Below are 17213 nucleotides of genomic sequence, written 5' to 3'. Positions count from 1 at the left end.
GGGAGCAAGGATGTGTGGTTTTGTAGGGGTATTATTAAAAGAAAAAGAAGGACACTTTTGTGAGGAACATTTAAAAGAAATAAAGAAAAGCAGTGATTTAATCAATCATCGAGGACCAGATGAAAAGGGGTTTTATCATGATTCAATGGTAGCTCTATCGTTTAGGCGGTTGAGTTTACTAGATCATGAGAACGGTCAGCAACCATGGGAGTTTGGTGACGGCCGTTTTTGGATGGTCTTTAATGGAGAGGTCTATAACTTTAAGCAATTGCGAAACCAATTAGAGGAGAAAGGACACCATTTCAACACAACATCGGATACCGAAGTAATTGGAGCCATGTTTATAGAATATGGGGTAAAAGCTTTTAGGGAGTTAAGAGGAATGTTCGCAATCATTATTTGGGATAGCCGTGAAAAGATTTTATACGGTGCAAGAGACTCATTTGGTATAAAACCATTCTACTATTATGAGAGTGACGGAGAGCTTATCATGGCTTCAGAGAAAAAGAGCATTAACTATTTAACACAACAATACATCATAAATGAAAGAGCGTTACAGCATTATATGTCTTTTCAGTATGTACCAGACCCAATGAGCTTGACAGAAGGAATCCAGCGATTAGAGCCGGGGCACTATTTCGTGAAAGAATGGAACGAGCCAATAAAAAAACAACGCTATTTTCATGCAACTTTTGAACCTGTGAGTGGGAATGAACGGCAAATAATACGGTCGATTCACGATGTCCTGGCTGACTCTGTTGAAAAACATATGCAAAGCGATGCCCCACTAGGAGCCTTTTTATCTGGTGGGATTGATTCCACGTTTATTGTGGCATTAGCAAAAGAGGTTAACCCTGATCTCAAAACATTTTCCGTTGGCTTTAAGGTAGATGGCTATTCGGAGATAGATGTTGCAAAGCAAAGTGCGAAAGAGATGGGAGTGAAGAATTATTCTAGCATTATAACCGCTGAAGACTACGTCAATGCACTGCCTGCCATTATGTGGCATATGGATGACCCACTGGCAGATCCTGCTTGTATTCCGCTATATTTTGTGGCACAAGAGGCTGGCAAACATGTCAAAGCGGTTCTTTCTGGCGAAGGAGCGGATGAACTTTTTGGAGGATATTCCATCTATCGTGAGCCATTGTCCTTAAAGTACTTTGATTATATGCCAAAACCACTTCTTCGTATTCTAAATAAGCTTGCTGCCATTTTTCCAGAAGGGATGAAAGGAAAGAGCTTTTTAGAAAGAGGTACAACAGATTTACAAAAAAGGTATATTGGCAACGCAAAAATATTTGAGGAGGAAGAGAAAGAGCAATTATTAAAGCGTTATCACAAAGAGGCTAAATATGAGAAGTGGACATCAGCACTTTATGAATACGCCAAGACCTTCCATAAAGTTAATCAAATGCAGTATGTCGATATACACACATGGCTGCCAGGGGATATTTTATTAAAAGCAGATAAAATGACGATGGCTCATTCACTTGAGCTTCGGGTACCATTTTTAGATACAGACGTATTTGAGATTGCCAGGAGACTTCCAGTTAAAAGCAACTTTACCTCAGGCACTACCAAGGCCCTGCTAAGAAAAGCGGCAGAGGAAATCGTACCAGGACATGTCGTGAATCGAAAGAAGTTGGGTTTCCCAGTTCCCATTAAGTTCTGGTTGCGAAACGAGTTATATTCTTGGGCGAAAAAACTTATAAACGATAGCGAGAGTACTTACATGATAAACAAACAGGTTGCCCTGGAATTATTGGATACACATGCGACAGGAAAGAAGGATTATTCACGTAAGCTGTGGACGATATTAATGTTTATGCAGTGGCATCAGGTCTTTATTGAACAAGCATATGATATGTCCGGAGTTATTACAGGTGCAAATCCAGCCAGAATGACTTCCTAATGAGCCAGCATAATATTCGAGATATGCGTCAAACTAATGCCAAGAATGGAGTTGTTAAATATGGAATGGGATTGGATTTGGAAGTCCGTCATTATTGTAATAGGTGGAACATTTCTTCTAAGAATTGCCGGAAGAAAATCGATTTCACAAATGACTCTAGCCCAAACGGTTATTATGATTGGCATAGGTTCCCTTCTTATACAGCCATTAGCTGGAGAAGATATATGGGTGACGCTTGGTGTAGGTACAGTACTGGTTCTGACCTTAATTGTTATGGAATTTATTCAAATTAAAGGGGACTTATTTGAAAATCTTATTACAGGAAAATCAAAGATCCTAATTAAGGAAGGGGTTATTCAAGAGAAAAATCTAAAGAAGCTCCGGCTAACAGTGGATCAATTAGAGATGAATCTGCGACAACAAAATGTGCAAAACATTAATGATGTGCAGTGGGCGACATTGGAGCCAAATGGCCAAGTGGGTTTTATTCTCAAGCCAGATTCTCAACCAGTTACAAAAAAAGAGTTTCAACAATTGGCAGATGATATTAAGGCTTACCTACAAACGGTGACACCAACACAGGAAGTCACACAGCTGCACAACCAACTACAAGCTTTAACTGCGCAAATTCAACAAGCTAACGCGAATGGTGTAGGGTTATTTCACGAAGTGCAACAAAAGCAGCATGATAATACCCCTCCCAAACGATTGCAGTAGTGAACATACTAAAAAATGCGGGTAAGACCAAGTGTATTTTCTTCTTATAAGATAAGAAATTGGGGCTGGGACAAAATTAAATTATCTAAGCTTAAATACGAATAATTATCTCTAGCACCGCTTCGGCAGAACACTCCGCTTTCCACGGGCACGGCCTCGGGCCAACAGGATGTTGGTCACAAAGACGTTGCCACAGGACGTGGCGACCTTAGTCTTTGTTCTTTTTCCACTGCGGGGTCTTCGGACTCGTGCTGTTCCCGTAGGAAAAGGAAAGCTACGTCAGCGATGCATCGCACGCAGAAAATACGAATGTATTTTCAAGGAGTCTCCGCGTTCTGCCTACGCTAAAATAAGAAAATCCGAACTAGACAAACCTTTATTAACAGATTTGCAAAATAGTTCGGATTTCATGTACTAAGAAAACTTTTGTCTCAGACTCTTTTACTTAACAACTATTCTCGTGCTCTAGCCTTTTTTTACTTTGTTACCGGTCAAACAAAGCTTTCATATCTACATTTTCTCTCTTTTCAGGTGGTGTCTCAAACATTGGTTTTTTGGAAAACCCAAAAGCACTTGCAAGCAGATTACGGGGGAAGGTAGAAATAAGCTGATTATATTTTCCAGTGTGAGAATTAAAGTTTCGTCTTGCGGCTTGGATTTGTTCCTCAATATTATTAATAGAACGTTGGATGTGTAAGTAGTTCTCGTTAAATTTAATTTCCGGATAACTTTCCATGTTCACCATAATAGAAGGCATCTCCTGTTGTAAGGTGTTATGGGCTTTTATTTTTTCCTCCATGTTAGAGGCCTCAGCCACGCCTGTTCTTAAGGAAGTAACACTGTTCAGAATCTCCATTTCCTGATCTGTCGCTACTCGAGCAGTCTGAACAAGATTGTCAAGCTCATCCACACGTTTCATTAAAAAGACATCCAAATCTCCAAACGCGTTTTCTACATTTATTTCCTGTTTCTTCATTTTGTTGTAACTCAAGATGAAAAATAGGATAAATACCACTGCGATGGTTACTGCAACTATCATACCAGTTTCCAAATTCCTTCCTCCTCTTTACACTTTATTCCATATTCTTAAGTTTAGATTTAATTCATCTACTAATTCCAGCGCTATATTGATGTCATGAAAATAACCTTTCATTACTTCTTTCGTGATTGGCACATACATATTTAGTTCAAAATGATTCTTCTCTGTAGGTAAGAAAAAGTACATTTTACCGTCCTTGAAGGAGAAGTATGGGGTGTTTGCGAAGTTTACCTGTGGTAAGTGCTTAGCATTAACTCCCATATGCCATGCTTCTTTAAGAGAGGTCGGTTTAGGGATTTCCCCGAAACGCTCTACTGTCGTAAAAGAAAGCATTCGATTCATAAAGTTTGGTGTTAAAATATATCTTGCCGTAATCTGATCTGTCGTACGAACTAGAAATTTATCCATAAAGTCGATGTCTTCCAGTTCTACTTCCTCTAGCTTATCCCTTTCCTCTGTCTTAACCTTCTTCGCGATTGTCCGATCCTTTTTAGGGCCAATAATGGTAATCCCCTCAAAATCTTTGTTGAAATCCGCAACGAAGAATAAGCCTTTAAACAGCGGTTGAATGCGCTGTTTTTTCTTTCCGTTTCTATCCTTAAATGGCACCGCATGAAAAGCACGAATCTCGGAAAAAGAAAGCTCTGTTTTAGGTTGGTTGTTACGTGCCTGATCTCCTTTTACACTACTGCCCACACTACCTTTAATAAAGTCGTCCCCAAAATAGCGGTTTGGATTGGTCTCAAAGACGTTCGAATCAATAAAATCTTCCTGGGGAATATACTTTCTTGGAGAATAGCTAAATCGTCGGTTAATAAACTTTACGATATCTGTTACAAGCTCTTCCTTTATCTTTTTTTCAAGCTTCCGACGCTTTTTCTCAATACCTTTAAAAAGAAATGTAGAAATAAAAAGTATGCCAAAAAATAGGTAGCCAATAATATAAGGCCAAAAGAAATAGCTTAATATTAATACGGCCACAAGAGGTAATAGTTTCATTGCTTGCTTTTTTGTCAGACCTATTGCCTTTTTTCTTTCACTTTCTAAACGTTCCACATCCTGTTTTAACTCCTCGTTAAAATACGTGTCAAACTCTTCATCTGTCTTGGCAAAACGTTCAAGCTGATATGCTTCATTCCACTTTTTCATCTCATCTCTCTCCCGCTCATTTCTATGGCTAGTATAGCAAATAATCTAAAAAATAATTGTAGAAAAATGAAAACAATCCAAAAGTACTAGTTCGCAAGTTTGGTTTTTTTCTAATGCAATAAAGGGAAATGTTAAACAGTAGAAAATGAGGAGGAGAGAACATGGGTCATAATAAACAAGGGAGAACGGTTCCGATGACATCTGTTGGAAGTGGTACCATCCAACTTGTGGCACATCAGGTGCATTGTTATACAAATCAAATTGTTAATGTAAGTTTTGTAGGTGATAGGAGCAAATGGGTGCTGGTGGATGCTGGAATGCCGCATTCTGGCTCGAAAATTATGGAAGCAGCTGAAGAGTTATTTGGGGAAGGGGCTAAACCAAAGGCAATTGTTTTAACACATGGCCACTTCGACCATGTTGGGTCATTAATAGAATTACTAGATGAGTGGGATGTCCCGGTTTATGCACATCCTCTTGAGGCGCCTTATTTGACAGGAGAAACAAGCTATAACGAGCCGGATCCGAGTGTGTCGGGAGGAATGGTTGCTAAACTTTCCGCATTTTTCCCAAATAAACCAGTTGATATATCAGAACATCTTCACAACTTACCGCATGATGGCACAATACCTTTCATGCCTGGTTGGCAATGGATCCATACACCTGGCCATACACAAGGCCATATATCTATATACCGAGCTTCTGATAAAACACTAATAGCAGGAGATGCTTTCACAACTGTTAGACAGGAAGATATGCTAGAAGTGGTTAAACAGGATATGGAGATAAATGGACCGCCACGCTATTTCACCCCAGATTGGGAGGCTGCCGAGCTATCAGTAAAGAAGTTAGCAGCGTTAATGCCGCATTATGTGGTAACAGGGCATGGAGTACCAGCTTTCGGTGAAGAGCTAGTCGAAGGGTTAACAAATCTAGCAGGAAACTTTCAAAAAATAGCCGTTCCAGAACATGGGAAATATGTAGATAGAGATAAGTAAAGGGGTGGGATTTAATTATCCCATCTTATCTTTAGAGTTTACCTTTTCATGCAAATACAGTTGATAGAGAAAAAAATTAAATTGCTAGAGAATGAATGAAAAATAAAGATTTTGCGAGGAAAGAAAGAAAAATTCACGGTTTTTACAATCTATAATTTAGTTTTGCTCGCTTGATTTTCAGTAGGCATATATGGTAGTCTTTAAATACAACATATCGTTGAGTGTTAAGAAAAAAACACTATATATAGTGTTTTTTTATACTTTACGATATATGGACAACACGATAAAAAAACAGCGAAAAATGAAGCTGAAAGCAAACTGCGCAAGTTCTACTTTACCATAAAACAACAGAGAAAAGGTAGTTAAATTTTAGTAAACTCTGGTTTAAAAAGAAGAATTCCGGTTTTGCTCACAGTTTTTAAATCTCCGAGTTAACTGTCGGCGAAAACCGTTCATTTATAACCCAATGAGCGGTTTTATAATGAAGAAACTAGGGGAGATATTTACATAGATAAAGAGGAGGATTCATCGTGAATACCGTAATTCTATCCACTGAGGAAAAAATTATGCAGCTAATTGAAGAAGCAGCTCAAGGGTTGAATGTGAACACAGAGGCGTATAAGAATAAAGCGCTAAAAGCGATTCATGCAGATATGTCAGAGGAAAAGGTGACAGACACACTTGTAAAAAATGCACTGGAAAATATAGACGAAGCAGAACCAGAGTGGACTTATCTGGCTAGTAGAATCTATTTGAACCATCTTTATCATTTGGCAGGGGAAAATCGCAATTATGCTCCAGAGAAGAAATATGGTGATCTATATGAGCTTATTCAGACACTTACGAGTAAAGGTATTTATGCCTCTAACCTTCTGGACAAATATAGCAAAGCGGAAATAGACCAATTTGCAAACATGATTGCGCCAGAAAGAGACCTATTCTTTAACTATCTGGGATTACACACGATCGCCACACGCTATCTTGCAACAGATCATAATAAAAATATTTACGAGCTTCCACAAGAGCGTTGGATGGTTATCGCAATGTATTTGATGCAGGATGAAAAGGTCTCCCAACGAAGCCAGCTTGTCACAGAAGCATATTGGGCTTTAAGTAATCTATATATGACTGTAGCTACACCAACCCTAACAAATGCTGGTAAAACACATGGCCAATTATCAAGCTGTTTTATCGACACAGTAGATGACAGCCTGCAATCCATTTATGATAGCAACACAGATATTGCCAAGCTATCCAAAAACGGTGGTGGAATCGGTGTATACATGGGTAAAATCCGTGGTCGTGGTAGTTCCATTAAAGGCTACAAAGGAATGTCCAGCGGTGTAGTTCCTTGGATTAAACAATTGAATAACACAGCGGTAAACGTAGACCAGCTTGGAACGAGAAAAGGTGCAATCGCCATTTACCTTGATGTTTGGCACCATGACATTGAAGCATTTCTTGATTTGAAATTAAATAACGGTGACGACAGAATGCGTGCACATGATATCTTTACCGGTGTTTGCCTTCCTGACTACTTCATGGAAAAAGTAGAGGAACGTGGTGATTGGTATCTGTTCGACCCACATGAGGTTCGCCAGGTAATGGGCTATTCCCTTGAGGACGCTTATGATGAAGAAAAAGGTGACGGCGAATGGCGCAGAAAGTATGAAGAGTGTGTACAATCTGAGCTGTTAACGAAGAAACAAGTACCTGCAATTTCGATTATGAAGCGTATTATGAAATCACAATTAGAATCAGGTACTCCGTTCATGTTCTATCGTGATGAAGTAAATAGACAAAACAGCAATGACCATAACGGCATGATCTATTGCTCTAACCTTTGTACAGAAATCACCCAAAACCAGTCCCCGACTGAGTTTCTGGAAGAATATATTGAAAATGAAGATACGATCGTAAAAAAATATAAAACAGGCGATTATGTTGTATGTAATCTAAGCTCTATTAATCTAGGAAAAGCTGTTCCTGCTGGAGTACTCGATCGTCTTATTAAAATTCAGGTACGCATGCTCGATAATGTAATAGATATTAATACTCTGCCAATCAAGCAAACGCAGATGACCAACCAAAAATACCGCGCAATTGGACTTGGAACCTTTGGCTGGCATCACCTGCTTGCATTGAAAAACCTGAAGTGGGAAACAGAGGAAGCTGTACAATATGCAGATGAGTTATATGAACAAGTTGCTTATCTGACAGTGAAAAACAGCATGGAATTAAGTAAGGAAAAAGGCAGCTATCCAGCATTTGCAGGAAGTAACTGGGAGTCAGGAAGCTATTTCACGAAAAAAGGCTATACGGATGAGAAGTGGACTGCATTGAAGGCAGAAGTAGCGGAAAACGGTATGCGTAACGGCTACCTAATGGCTGTAGCACCAAACTCTACAACAGCTATGATTGCAGGCTCAACAGCAAGTATTGATCCGATTTTTAAAGCTTTCTATAACGAAGAGAAGAAAGACTTTAAAATTCCAACAACAGCTCCTGATTTAGACCATAATACGTACGATATTTACCGTCGTTCTGCATATATTGTGGACCAACGCTGGTCGATTAAACAAAACGCTGCAAGACAGAAGCATATTGATCAAAGCATTTCCTTTAACTTTTATGTACCGAATACGATAAAAGCATCTGTTTTACTTGATCTTCATATGCGTGCTTGGAGTGAAGGACTAAAAACCACGTATTATGTTCGTTCTACGGCAAACGATGTCGAAGAATGTGAGTGGTGTCAAAGTTGAATGCACTAATTGCGTATCTTTCTTACAGTGGCAATACAAAAGAGGTAGCAGAGATTATTGAAGAACAGCTGCGTGCTGAAGGCCTTCAACTGGATGTTCACCGAATTGGTATTGATCCTCCTGTGGACGCGCAGCATTATGATTTTATCTTTCTTGGCAGTTTTACATGGGACATGGGTTCAACTCCTGATGAAGTGAAGGACTTTGTGTTAGAGGTCGGCTACAAACCAGAAAATGTAGCCGTCTTTGGCACAGGGGAAACCCAATTCGGTGGTGATGAACTGTTTTGTCTAGCAGTGGATAAGCTCGCAACATTTTATCATAGTAAATGGCCTGGACTGAAAATTGAACAATCCCCCCGTGGCAGTCAGGAAAAGAAAGTTAAGGATTGGGTGGAAGGAGTATTACATTATGCAAGAAGCTATGCTTGAGAGGGCTAAAACATTAGAACCATTAAATCCAAATAAATCAACCGGAATTTTTGGCGGGAAATCCAGTGGCATTCTAAACTGGAATGACATTGCCTACCCACATTGGTACAAAATGTACAAGCGTTTAATTGGGAACTATTGGCAAGCAGATGAAGTAAATATGTCCAGTGATGTAAAGCAATTTTCTACACTGGATAAATCCGAGCAGGATGCTTATCTGAAAATTATTGGTCTGTTATCAACATTGGATGCACCGCAAACGAGAACAGCACTATTGTTGTCATTATATGCAACAGATGCTTCTGTTCAATCGATTATGGCAGTCATTGCGCAACAGGAGGCTGTGCACAATGAAAGCTATTCCTATGTACTATCTTCTGTCGTGTCATTAGATGAACAGAACGAATCATTTCAGCTCGGGCGTAAGGACCCAATTCTTCTTAAACGAAATGAAAACCTTGTAAAGCAATATAACGCTTTTGTAGAAGAACCAACTATGGAAAATATCTTGAAAACCATCGTTTATACTTCCTTGCTTGAAGGAATGTTCTTCTATTCAGGTTTTGCTTTCTTCTACAACCTGGCTAGACACAATAAAATGGTTGGGACATCCACAATGATCAGCTATATCAATCGTGATGAGCTAGAGCATGGCAGATTTATCGCAGAATTGTTCCGTGCTGCATTGGATGAGAATCCATCTTACAACACGCCAGAATTCACTGGCTGGGTTTATGATCAGTTCAGAGAATCTGTGGACTTAGAGATAGAGTGGTCTACTTATGTGCTTAAAGATGTAGAAGGAATTGATCTGGATGAAATGGCAGGCTATATTAAATACCGTGCGAATAAAATGCTGCGGATGCTTGGGCTGAGTGAAATTTATCCAGAGAACCTGGAGAACCCAATGAAATGGATTCGTGCATATGTGGATAACTTCGACGGCACAAAAACCGATTTCTTTGAACAAAAATCAAGACAATATACAAAGACAAGTGACCTTAATGGGTTTGATGACTTGTAAATCTTATAACATATAAAACGCTTGGATCCAATGGTCCAAGCGTTTTATTTTGTGTGGCTGCCTTTATTCAGCATGTAATGTCACGACAATAATTTCAGGGCGATTAAAGATTCTTACAGGTATAATACTGTTTCCAAGTCCTCTGCTTACAAGCATTCTCGTGTTGTTTAATTCATGTTTTCCAGCAGTATACTCGGGAAAGAGTCCTTGATCTGGTGCAATAAGTCCTCCTGCAAATGGAAGCCTAAATTGCCCACCGTGTGCATGACCTGAAAAGACAAGGTCAAGTCCATGTTCACTGTATAGAGAAAACAATTCTGGCCGATGGGCTAATAAAATTTGAAACGAATTCTTCTCTTCCGTATTATCTAAAGCCCAACTAATATTCTTCTTTGTTACAGCGCTCTCTGTGGCCGACTCATTCTTGTTTAATGGATCATCAACACCCATTATAGTAATACTCTCAGACCCAATTGTTATCTCCTGTGACGTATTTCGCAACACATGAACACCGAGATCTACTAATTTTTTCTCCAACGTAGCAAATGTACCTGTCCGCCATTCATGGTTGCCTGTCACATAATAAATCGGTGCTATTTCTACCAATTTATCCATTAAAAGCAGGCTGGGCTCCTCATCATATCTTCTGGAATCTATCAAATCTCCAGTGAAAACGATTAGATCAGGGTCTGCCTTCTTTACCTTATTAACTAAGTAGTTTTGGTCGTCTCTGAAAGACTTGTTATGTAAATCAGATAGATGGATGATATTATATCCATCAAATGCTCCTGGTAGTTTATTCGAAGTGATGGTGTGCTCACTGATTACGATGGAGTTGTTTTGGAAGTAGAAAAATCCTATCAATAAACCTGTTCCAATTAGTATGTATAACCATCGTTTTTTTAATTTTTTCTTCAATGTGAATCTCCTTTGTTACGATAAAATAATTTCTATACTAATCGTCTATGAGCTAGAACGTCAGTAAAATTCTCTTCACTTATACCTTTCCCCTCAACCAATAATGCTTCAAAGGAATGAAATAACTGCTGGATTTCAGGATCCTCGTTAATCGATCTAATACTTTTGTTATATTCCTCCTCACTCCTATACGTTGTTATCTCCATCCACTTTGTTTTATCTTCTTTGCTTTGCAAATAAGTTGTCTGGGATGAAATATATTGTTCATAAATTTCCCCAGCTCTCTTTTGTATGTCTAGAAATTCTTGAATTTTATCTTTTTGGACATAATAAATGTAGGTTTTCACAAACATCTTTACTATCCTCCTTATAAAAGACGCTTTACTATTATTTCAACATGAACAGCTATATTCCTTCTAATCATGATAGAAGAAGAGCCTCTCTTGACTAATTTACCTTGGCATATATAATAGAGGTAATTGCATAGGAGATAAGTTTTCTAGGGTTCCGCAACATCATTAAGTTGGTCTGGACCGAGAGAAAGCTCACAGCTTAAGCTGTGTCACGGAAGGATAAAAGCCTGGGAGGACAGATATTACAGTTCTCTCAGGCTTTTTTGTTTTTTAAAAAATTGGAGGTGGACCTGGAATGAATGCAAATTGGGTTAAAGTAATTATCGCTGCATTTTTTGAGGTGTTATGGGTAATTGGATTGAAGCATGCCGGTGGCTTTTGGGAGTGGACTGGAACAGTCATTGCGATTTATATTAGCTTTTACCTCATGATTATGGCTAGTAGACAACTACCTGTAGGAACCGTTTATGCTGTGTTCGTGGGACTTGGTACCGTTGGAACAGTCCTTTCAGATTGGGTGTTTTTTGATGTGCCGCTTAACTTAGCAAAAATCCTGTTAATTTCACTATTGTTAGCGGGAGTGATAGGACTGAAATTAGTTACAAAAGATAATGTTGAAGAAGGGAGTGCATCCTAATGGCTTGGGTTTCTTTGGTTGTAGCTGGTTTGTTTGAGATGCTTGGTGTGCTCATGATAAATAAATTGCATAAGGATCGCAATTTCCAGGCGTTACTTTTATTACTTCTTAGCTTTGGTGCAAGCTTTTTATTTCTTGCCTATGCAATGGAATCGTTACCCATGGGAGTTGCCTATGCCATCTGGACAGGAATAGGAGCTTCTGGGGGAGCCATATTAGGGATGATCTTTTACGGTGAGTCAAAGGACTGGAAAAGAATCACGTTTATTGCGATGGTGTTAGGGGCTGTAATTGGATTAAAACTCGTTTCTTAATTACAACTTGTCTAACAAAAGTGGAAGAAGGCCAAATCTACGTGATTTGGCCTTCTTTCTTTACAACTCATCAAGCAAAATAACTTCCCCAGTTGCTGCATCAACACCATAGGAGCAATCTACTTTTCCGCAAAGCTGATAAGTAGCACTGACAGGGTCATATACATAAACAGGGCTTACTTCAATATGGTTGTGCAGTTTTTCAAAGGCCTCATCTTTTGTAAGATTTGGAGACTCAGCCTCTTCCAAATGACTAAACATCTCAAGGATAAAATGGTTATCTGTAAAATTAAGCACTGTATACGTTGTAGCATCAAGAAATAGCGATAGTTTTTGTTGAATCACCTTTTTATCCTGTACCTTAGGCCTTAGTTCGGCAATTATATAGCCACGCTCACGGGATAACGTATGAAGCTTCCATTTATTGTTATCATCTGGATACTTCTGCTGCAAAAAGGACTGGACAGCTTGAAAGCTTTTCTCTTTATCTCCTGATGTAATAGGCTGAGTGTTTTTATTAGGCGGTCCTGCTAAGGCCTCTTCTATAGACACCTCGTCTGAAAGGTCAATGTCTATTGCCTCAAATGTATCCTCCACTGAACCGTTTTCCCAATCAATATTTTTGTCGATTACGCTATAGCTATCACGCATCTCTGCTTTTTCATAAGGAATAACTTTCTGCTGGTCATTTGTAATAAATGTAGTGGTTGTCCCATAAACAGCCAGCCAACGCTCTTGTTCTTCTAGCGGAATTTCGAGTAGTTGCATTTGGTCAAGGATGATCGGGTCCACAATAGCAGAAGTGAGCGCAAATGGCTCCCACTTAATTTGATCCTCCCCGGGAAAGCTACCGTCCTTAGAAAAGTGGGAAAGCAACCCATCTTCATTAAAGGTTACATCAATGGTACCTACTGGAAATACGGGGATATTATCCGCTGCTGCAAGCAAATGTATGCCGTCGTCAGTTTCCTCGGCTAACTGAAACTGCCTCCCGAACTCCAGTCCTGTTAATTCTTCAACCCACTCAATTACTGTTTCACTACCGTCCTTAAGCTGTGGAAATATCTGATCTTCCACTAAATTCACACCCTGTACGAAGCTGAAATGACGCAGCTTCTTGGAATGAAGCTCTATTTCAACTACTGCTGTGCCGGGAGGATTCAGATCCTCTTCTACTTCCTGAGTATCTTTAGGAAACCATTCCATAGAGAATAGATAATCATTATCAATTGTTGGGTTGTCTTCTCGAAAAATGTTATACCTTTTTAAGTAATAGTTCTCCAGGCCAAAGTCTTTTTGGCAAGCCTCAGCAAGCTCTTGTAACGCTTCGTTCATTTTTAAGTCCTCACTTTGCTTACGATTTTTCTTTAAGTATAACACGGTGCAGAAAGGGGCTAAAGAAAATACTTTACCTTTCCGCCACGTCAACGTTTAGTATAATAAGCGAAAGGGTGATTGTATGTATATAAAAGAAGTAGCTGAAAAGCTAGAAACGTCTGCCAGAACCATTCGCTATTATGAGGAAAAGGGGCTTATTACCCCTGCGAAGGAAGAGAACAATCAATACCGTTACTTTAATGAGGAAGACGTGGTTAGGTTAAGTACAATTTTGGCATTACGAGAAGTGGGGCTTCCTGTTGAAGTCATTCATGAGCTATTAAAGGCGCCAAATATGCAGGTAGAGGACTATTTAAATGTCCAACGTAGTGTTCTTTATGAACAATGGCTGGAATTAAAAGATATGATTCAGACCATTGATAAGATGACAGAAAAAGCAGGAAAAGGTCAGGATGTAAAAACAGGCTTATTTGATTTAGCCAAACAGTTGAAGACATTAAAAACATTGCGAAAGGATTGGCAGGATAAATGGAATTTCGATAACCAAGCTCATGATTACGATCAAAGTATTAAAATGCATGGCTACAGGTTTAACGTACACGAGGACTATGAAAAAGCGCTAAATAGAGTAGTGGAGACGGTACAACTGTCACCAGGAAGTGTCTGCCTTGATATCGGAATAGGAACAGGTAATTTGGGTGCAAGATTCTTAAAAAAAGACATAAAGGTAATAGGCGTTGATCAAGCCGAGGAGATGCTCGCTGTTTGTAAAGAAAAGCATCCGGAAATTGAAACAAGGAAAGGGCACTTTCTTGCACTTCCTGTGATGAATTTGCAGGTGGATGCCATTGTTTCAAGCTATGCCTTACATCATTTGACAGGGGAAGAAAAATTGCTTGCCCTGGAGGAAATGGATCGTGTGCTGAAAAAAGATGGGGAAGTCTGTATTGCAGATTTAATGTTTATAGACCAAGCCCATCGAGAAAAAGTGATCGAATCTTTTTGGAAAGCTGGCAATATGGAAGCAATTGAAGCGATAGAAGACGAATACTATGCAGATCGTTCACGGCTAGTTAACTGGTTGCAAAAACATCATTATACAGTTGAGACACATCAGTTTAATAATATTTTAAGTATGGTATATGCGAGAAAGGAAGGGGGTTAAGTGGAGGGAGAAAACATACGCCTTCAATTCTTTGAGACTAGTAATAGGATTAGTCTACAATCCTATTATTTATCAGAAGAACAATTGAGTTATACTGCCCATCCCGTTGAAGCATTAAAAAAATGTGAGGAAGAGCCAAACCGACATCCAGTAGGCATTTTTGCAGGGCTAGATCTCGTAGGATTTTTTGTACTACAACCATATACTAACAATCCTGATGCTATTCTGTTACGCGCTTATTCTATACAAATGGCTTATCAAGGAAAAGGTATTGCAAGGACTTCTTTGAAACTACTACCAACGTTTATAACTGAATCTTTTTACACAGTAGAGGAAATAATTTTAGCGGTAAATCATGAAAATAATATTGCACAGCAGTTATACAAAAAAGCTGGGTTTGAAGACACGGGAAGAAGGGTTCTTGGAAGATCAGGAGAACAATATATATATACTATGTGTATAAGATAAAACAAGCTGCCCTTAATGGACAGCTTGTCTATCTTAATAAAAGTAATCTTCTAACCCATCAGCAATTGCTTCTGCGACTTTCTGGTTATAGCCAGCCGATTGGATGGCTGTCACATCACCTCTGTTGGTGATAAACCCTAATTCCAAGAGAACAGATGGCGCACCATTGTTACGCAGAACGCGAAAATCTTCTTGGTATAACCCTCTATTATAGAGAGGTAGGGAAGCTGCTAAACTATCTTGAATATCTTCGGCTAATGCCAGATCTTTATTTTGTGAAGAATAATAAGCCCCTATTCCGTGAATTGTTTGGATAGGAAACGCATTGTAGTGAATACTGATAAAAGCATCGGTATTATAGGCGTTGCTTACTTCAACTCTTCGGTCAAGAGAGAGATAGGTATCTTTCACTCTTGTTTCAATTACTGTTGCTCCTTCTTCCCGCAAGACATCGGCAACTTGATCTGCTGTTTGACTGGTTAATGACTTTTCTTCCACTCCACTGAAACCTATAGCGCCAGGATCCTTGCCACCATGACCCGCATCTATAACAATGTTGTACCCATCAAGGGGATTATTCTTATTCGTCGATACTCCTCTTACTTCTTGTGCAGTTGCTTCCTGCTTCTGTTCTTTTTGATTACTAGATTTGTTTTCTTGAACTGGCTTGTCCGTTAACCAGGAAGCAATCCAGCCTGTCGACCCATCAGCCAGTTCAATCTTATACCAGTCGGCATCTTTTGTTAACATGTTGTATGTATTACCAGCACTAGTAGAATTTTTAATGGCATAGTCTGTACCTGGTCCTGTGCGAATATAAACACTTTGGCCAGTCACTTGAAGCTTTTGCTTATCAGGTTGTATGGCCTGATTTTCTTGGCTCATTTTAGTTAAGTAATGTGCCGCAACCCAAGCTTCCTCACCAGCATAATAAGTACGTATCCAACCATATTTCTCTTCAAAAGAGATCACCTGGTCACCCTTTTGCAATTGACCAATGACAGGACCTGTCCCAGAAGGCTCGCTTCTAACATTTAAGTTAATATCTCCAACTTCATAGACTTCTCCGGTTTCTGCCTCCCCGTCATATGGCAACACGAGGAGAGACCCAACTAATACGGCAAATAAAATAAGTATTTTACTAAATTTCATGGTAGCCTCCTTTTAATAATTTCATCATACATTCAATCTAACTGGTAGTCTACTCCATGACTTTAGTAATTTCCTAGATTGCTAGAAAATAAACGTATGAGAGATAAAACAAATCAGAAGGACTAGAAAAAGGTAGAAAATGAGAAGGAAGCAGGAATAATGAATAAATTGCCGAATGTGTGTAGGAAAGAAGAACTTTCATTTGGAGAGGAAGAGCTAATGAAAAACAGCCGTCAGATTTAGACAGCTGTCTTCAAATGGCTTATTGTAATTCACGAACTAAAGTAGAGGCAGCTTCCAGGGCACGATTGTCATGAACAATCGTACCAGGCTTTCGAGCTTCGCCAATGACATAGCCACCCACTTTAGTGCCGTAAAACTGGCAAATGTATGTCAATTGCTGAATCAGTGGCAATCCTTTGACCGTTGGTTGATCCCCGCCAACGAGGATAAAATACGCTTTCTTATTACCCAGCTCCTCTCGAAAATGAGGATAATTAGGGTCTCTCATCACTTGGGACCACCGATCAATAAAGACCTTTAGGGGCCCTGCCATTCCGTACCAATAGATAGGGGTGGCAAAGACAAGGATATCATGGGCAAGCATCTGATCCACAAGCTGTAATTGATCATCATGTATGTCGGGAAATCCTTCTGGAGTATGACGGAAATCTGTAATTGGTTGGATGTTATAGTCCCTTAAATAAATATGGGTTGCCTGATCCTTAGGTACAGCTTTATAGGCAAGATATTCTGTATTACCTTTTTCTCTAGTCGAGCCGTGAAAAACAGCAATTTTCATTTTCTATACCCTCCTTGGTTTTCCGGTT

The 17213-nt window shown here is 39.3% G+C and carries 17 protein-coding genes and 1 riboswitch; of the genes, 10 read left to right on the top strand and 7 right to left on the bottom strand.

Annotation, left to right across the window (positions count from 1 at the left end; genetic code table 11):
- The first annotated feature begins 10 nt into the window (after positions 1 to 10).
- Positions 11 to 1915, top strand: a complete 1905-nt coding sequence (gene asnB, locus LG273_RS17355) for an asparagine synthase (glutamine-hydrolyzing) (RefSeq protein WP_404456056.1) — start codon at positions 11 to 13, stop codon at positions 1913 to 1915.
- Positions 1916 to 1975: 60 nt separating this feature from the next.
- Positions 1976 to 2632 (top strand): DUF421 domain-containing protein, encoded by a 657-nt coding sequence (locus tag LG273_RS17350; RefSeq protein WP_404456053.1) that lies wholly within the window; start codon positions 1976 to 1978, stop codon positions 2630 to 2632.
- Positions 2633 to 3116: 484 nt separating this feature from the next.
- Here the strand turns inward: LG273_RS17350 and LG273_RS17345 are convergent, their stop codons facing one another.
- Positions 3117 to 3683, bottom strand: a complete 567-nt coding sequence (locus LG273_RS17345) for a LemA family protein (protein WP_379562533.1) — start codon at positions 3681 to 3683, stop codon at positions 3117 to 3119.
- 15 nt (positions 3684 to 3698) lie between these two features.
- A complete protein-coding gene (locus LG273_RS17340) occupies positions 3699 to 4820 on the bottom strand; it encodes a DUF3137 domain-containing protein (protein WP_404456050.1) in 1122 nt (373 codons plus the stop codon).
- A 161-nt stretch (positions 4821 to 4981) separates the two neighbouring features.
- Here LG273_RS17340 and LG273_RS17335 point away from each other — a divergent pair, with 161 nt between their 5' ends.
- The 4 genes from LG273_RS17335 (at position 4982) to LG273_RS17320 (ending at position 10038) form a co-directional block, all read left to right on the top strand.
- Complete coding sequence (locus LG273_RS17335; RefSeq protein WP_404456047.1) at positions 4982 to 5818, top strand: MBL fold metallo-hydrolase; 837 nt, start codon at positions 4982 to 4984, stop codon at positions 5816 to 5818.
- A 566-nt stretch (positions 5819 to 6384) separates the two neighbouring features.
- On the top strand, positions 6385 to 8583 hold the full coding sequence (locus LG273_RS17330; protein WP_379562629.1) for a ribonucleoside-diphosphate reductase subunit alpha: 2199 nt from the start codon (positions 6385 to 6387) through the stop codon (positions 8581 to 8583).
- Positions 8568 to 9014 carry a flavodoxin gene (locus tag LG273_RS17325; RefSeq protein WP_404456045.1) on the top strand — a complete coding sequence of 149 codons (447 nt, stop codon included), beginning with the start codon at positions 8568 to 8570 and terminating at the stop codon, positions 9012 to 9014. Before LG273_RS17330 ends, LG273_RS17325 begins: the two co-directional genes overlap by 16 nt.
- Positions 8995 to 10038, top strand: coding sequence for a ribonucleotide-diphosphate reductase subunit beta (locus LG273_RS17320; protein WP_379562529.1), 1044 nt, complete (start codon positions 8995 to 8997; stop codon positions 10036 to 10038). Before LG273_RS17325 ends, LG273_RS17320 begins: the two co-directional genes overlap by 20 nt.
- Positions 10039 to 10101: 63 nt before the next feature.
- On the opposite strand, the gene LG273_RS17315 is transcribed toward LG273_RS17320, so the two are convergent.
- Together LG273_RS17315 and LG273_RS17310 are read right to left on the bottom strand one after the other, a co-directional pair.
- Positions 10102 to 10956, bottom strand: a complete 855-nt coding sequence (locus LG273_RS17315; RefSeq protein ID WP_404456041.1) for a metallophosphoesterase — start codon at positions 10954 to 10956, stop codon at positions 10102 to 10104.
- Between the two features lie 32 nt (positions 10957 to 10988).
- Positions 10989 to 11309, bottom strand: a complete 321-nt coding sequence (locus LG273_RS17310) for a hypothetical protein (RefSeq protein ID WP_404456038.1) — start codon at positions 11307 to 11309, stop codon at positions 10989 to 10991.
- A 135-nt stretch (positions 11310 to 11444) separates the two neighbouring features.
- Positions 11445 to 11545: riboswitch (guanidine-I (ykkC/yxkD leader) on the top strand.
- Positions 11546 to 11604: 59 nt separating this feature from the next.
- On the opposite strand from LG273_RS17310, the gene LG273_RS17305 reads away from it, so the two are divergent.
- Together LG273_RS17305 and LG273_RS17300 are read left to right on the top strand one after the other, a co-directional pair.
- Positions 11605 to 11946 (top strand): DMT family transporter, encoded by a 342-nt coding sequence (locus tag LG273_RS17305; RefSeq protein WP_404456035.1) that lies wholly within the window; start codon positions 11605 to 11607, stop codon positions 11944 to 11946.
- Positions 11946 to 12260, top strand: a complete 315-nt coding sequence (locus tag LG273_RS17300) for a DMT family transporter (protein WP_379562525.1) — start codon at positions 11946 to 11948, stop codon at positions 12258 to 12260. Before LG273_RS17305 ends, LG273_RS17300 begins: the two co-directional genes overlap by 1 nt.
- A 60-nt stretch (positions 12261 to 12320) precedes the next feature.
- Here LG273_RS17300 and LG273_RS17295 read toward each other — a convergent pair whose 3' ends face one another.
- Positions 12321 to 13595, bottom strand: a complete 1275-nt coding sequence (locus LG273_RS17295) for a hypothetical protein (RefSeq protein ID WP_404456032.1) — start codon at positions 13593 to 13595, stop codon at positions 12321 to 12323.
- A gap of 124 nt (positions 13596 to 13719) precedes the next feature.
- On the opposite strand from LG273_RS17295, the gene LG273_RS17290 reads away from it, so the two are divergent.
- Both LG273_RS17290 and LG273_RS17285 read left to right on the top strand, forming a co-directional pair.
- On the top strand, positions 13720 to 14763 hold the full coding sequence (locus tag LG273_RS17290) for a MerR family transcriptional regulator (RefSeq protein ID WP_404456029.1): 1044 nt from the start codon (positions 13720 to 13722) through the stop codon (positions 14761 to 14763).
- On the top strand, positions 14764 to 15231 hold the full coding sequence (locus LG273_RS17285) for a GNAT family N-acetyltransferase (protein WP_404456026.1): 468 nt from the start codon (positions 14764 to 14766) through the stop codon (positions 15229 to 15231).
- Between the two features lie 33 nt (positions 15232 to 15264).
- On the opposite strand, the gene LG273_RS17280 is transcribed toward LG273_RS17285, so the two are convergent.
- Both LG273_RS17280 and LG273_RS17275 read right to left on the bottom strand, forming a co-directional pair.
- On the bottom strand, positions 15265 to 16383 hold the full coding sequence (locus LG273_RS17280; protein WP_404456023.1) for an N-acetylmuramoyl-L-alanine amidase: 1119 nt from the start codon (positions 16381 to 16383) through the stop codon (positions 15265 to 15267).
- A 262-nt stretch (positions 16384 to 16645) separates the two neighbouring features.
- The gene (locus LG273_RS17275; protein ID WP_404456020.1) at positions 16646 to 17185 is read right to left on the bottom strand and encodes a flavodoxin family protein; all 540 of its coding nucleotides are present in this window, start codon (positions 17183 to 17185) and stop codon (positions 16646 to 16648) included.
- Positions 17186 to 17213 lie beyond the last annotated feature (28 nt).

Source organism: Oceanobacillus kapialis (assembly GCF_044790185.1).
In the GTDB taxonomy this organism is placed as follows: Bacteria; Bacillota; Bacilli; order Bacillales; family Amphibacillaceae; genus Oceanobacillus_B; species Oceanobacillus_B kapialis.
Note: the sequence above shows the minus strand (reverse complement) of the source record. Positions and strands in the feature narration are given on the sequence as shown.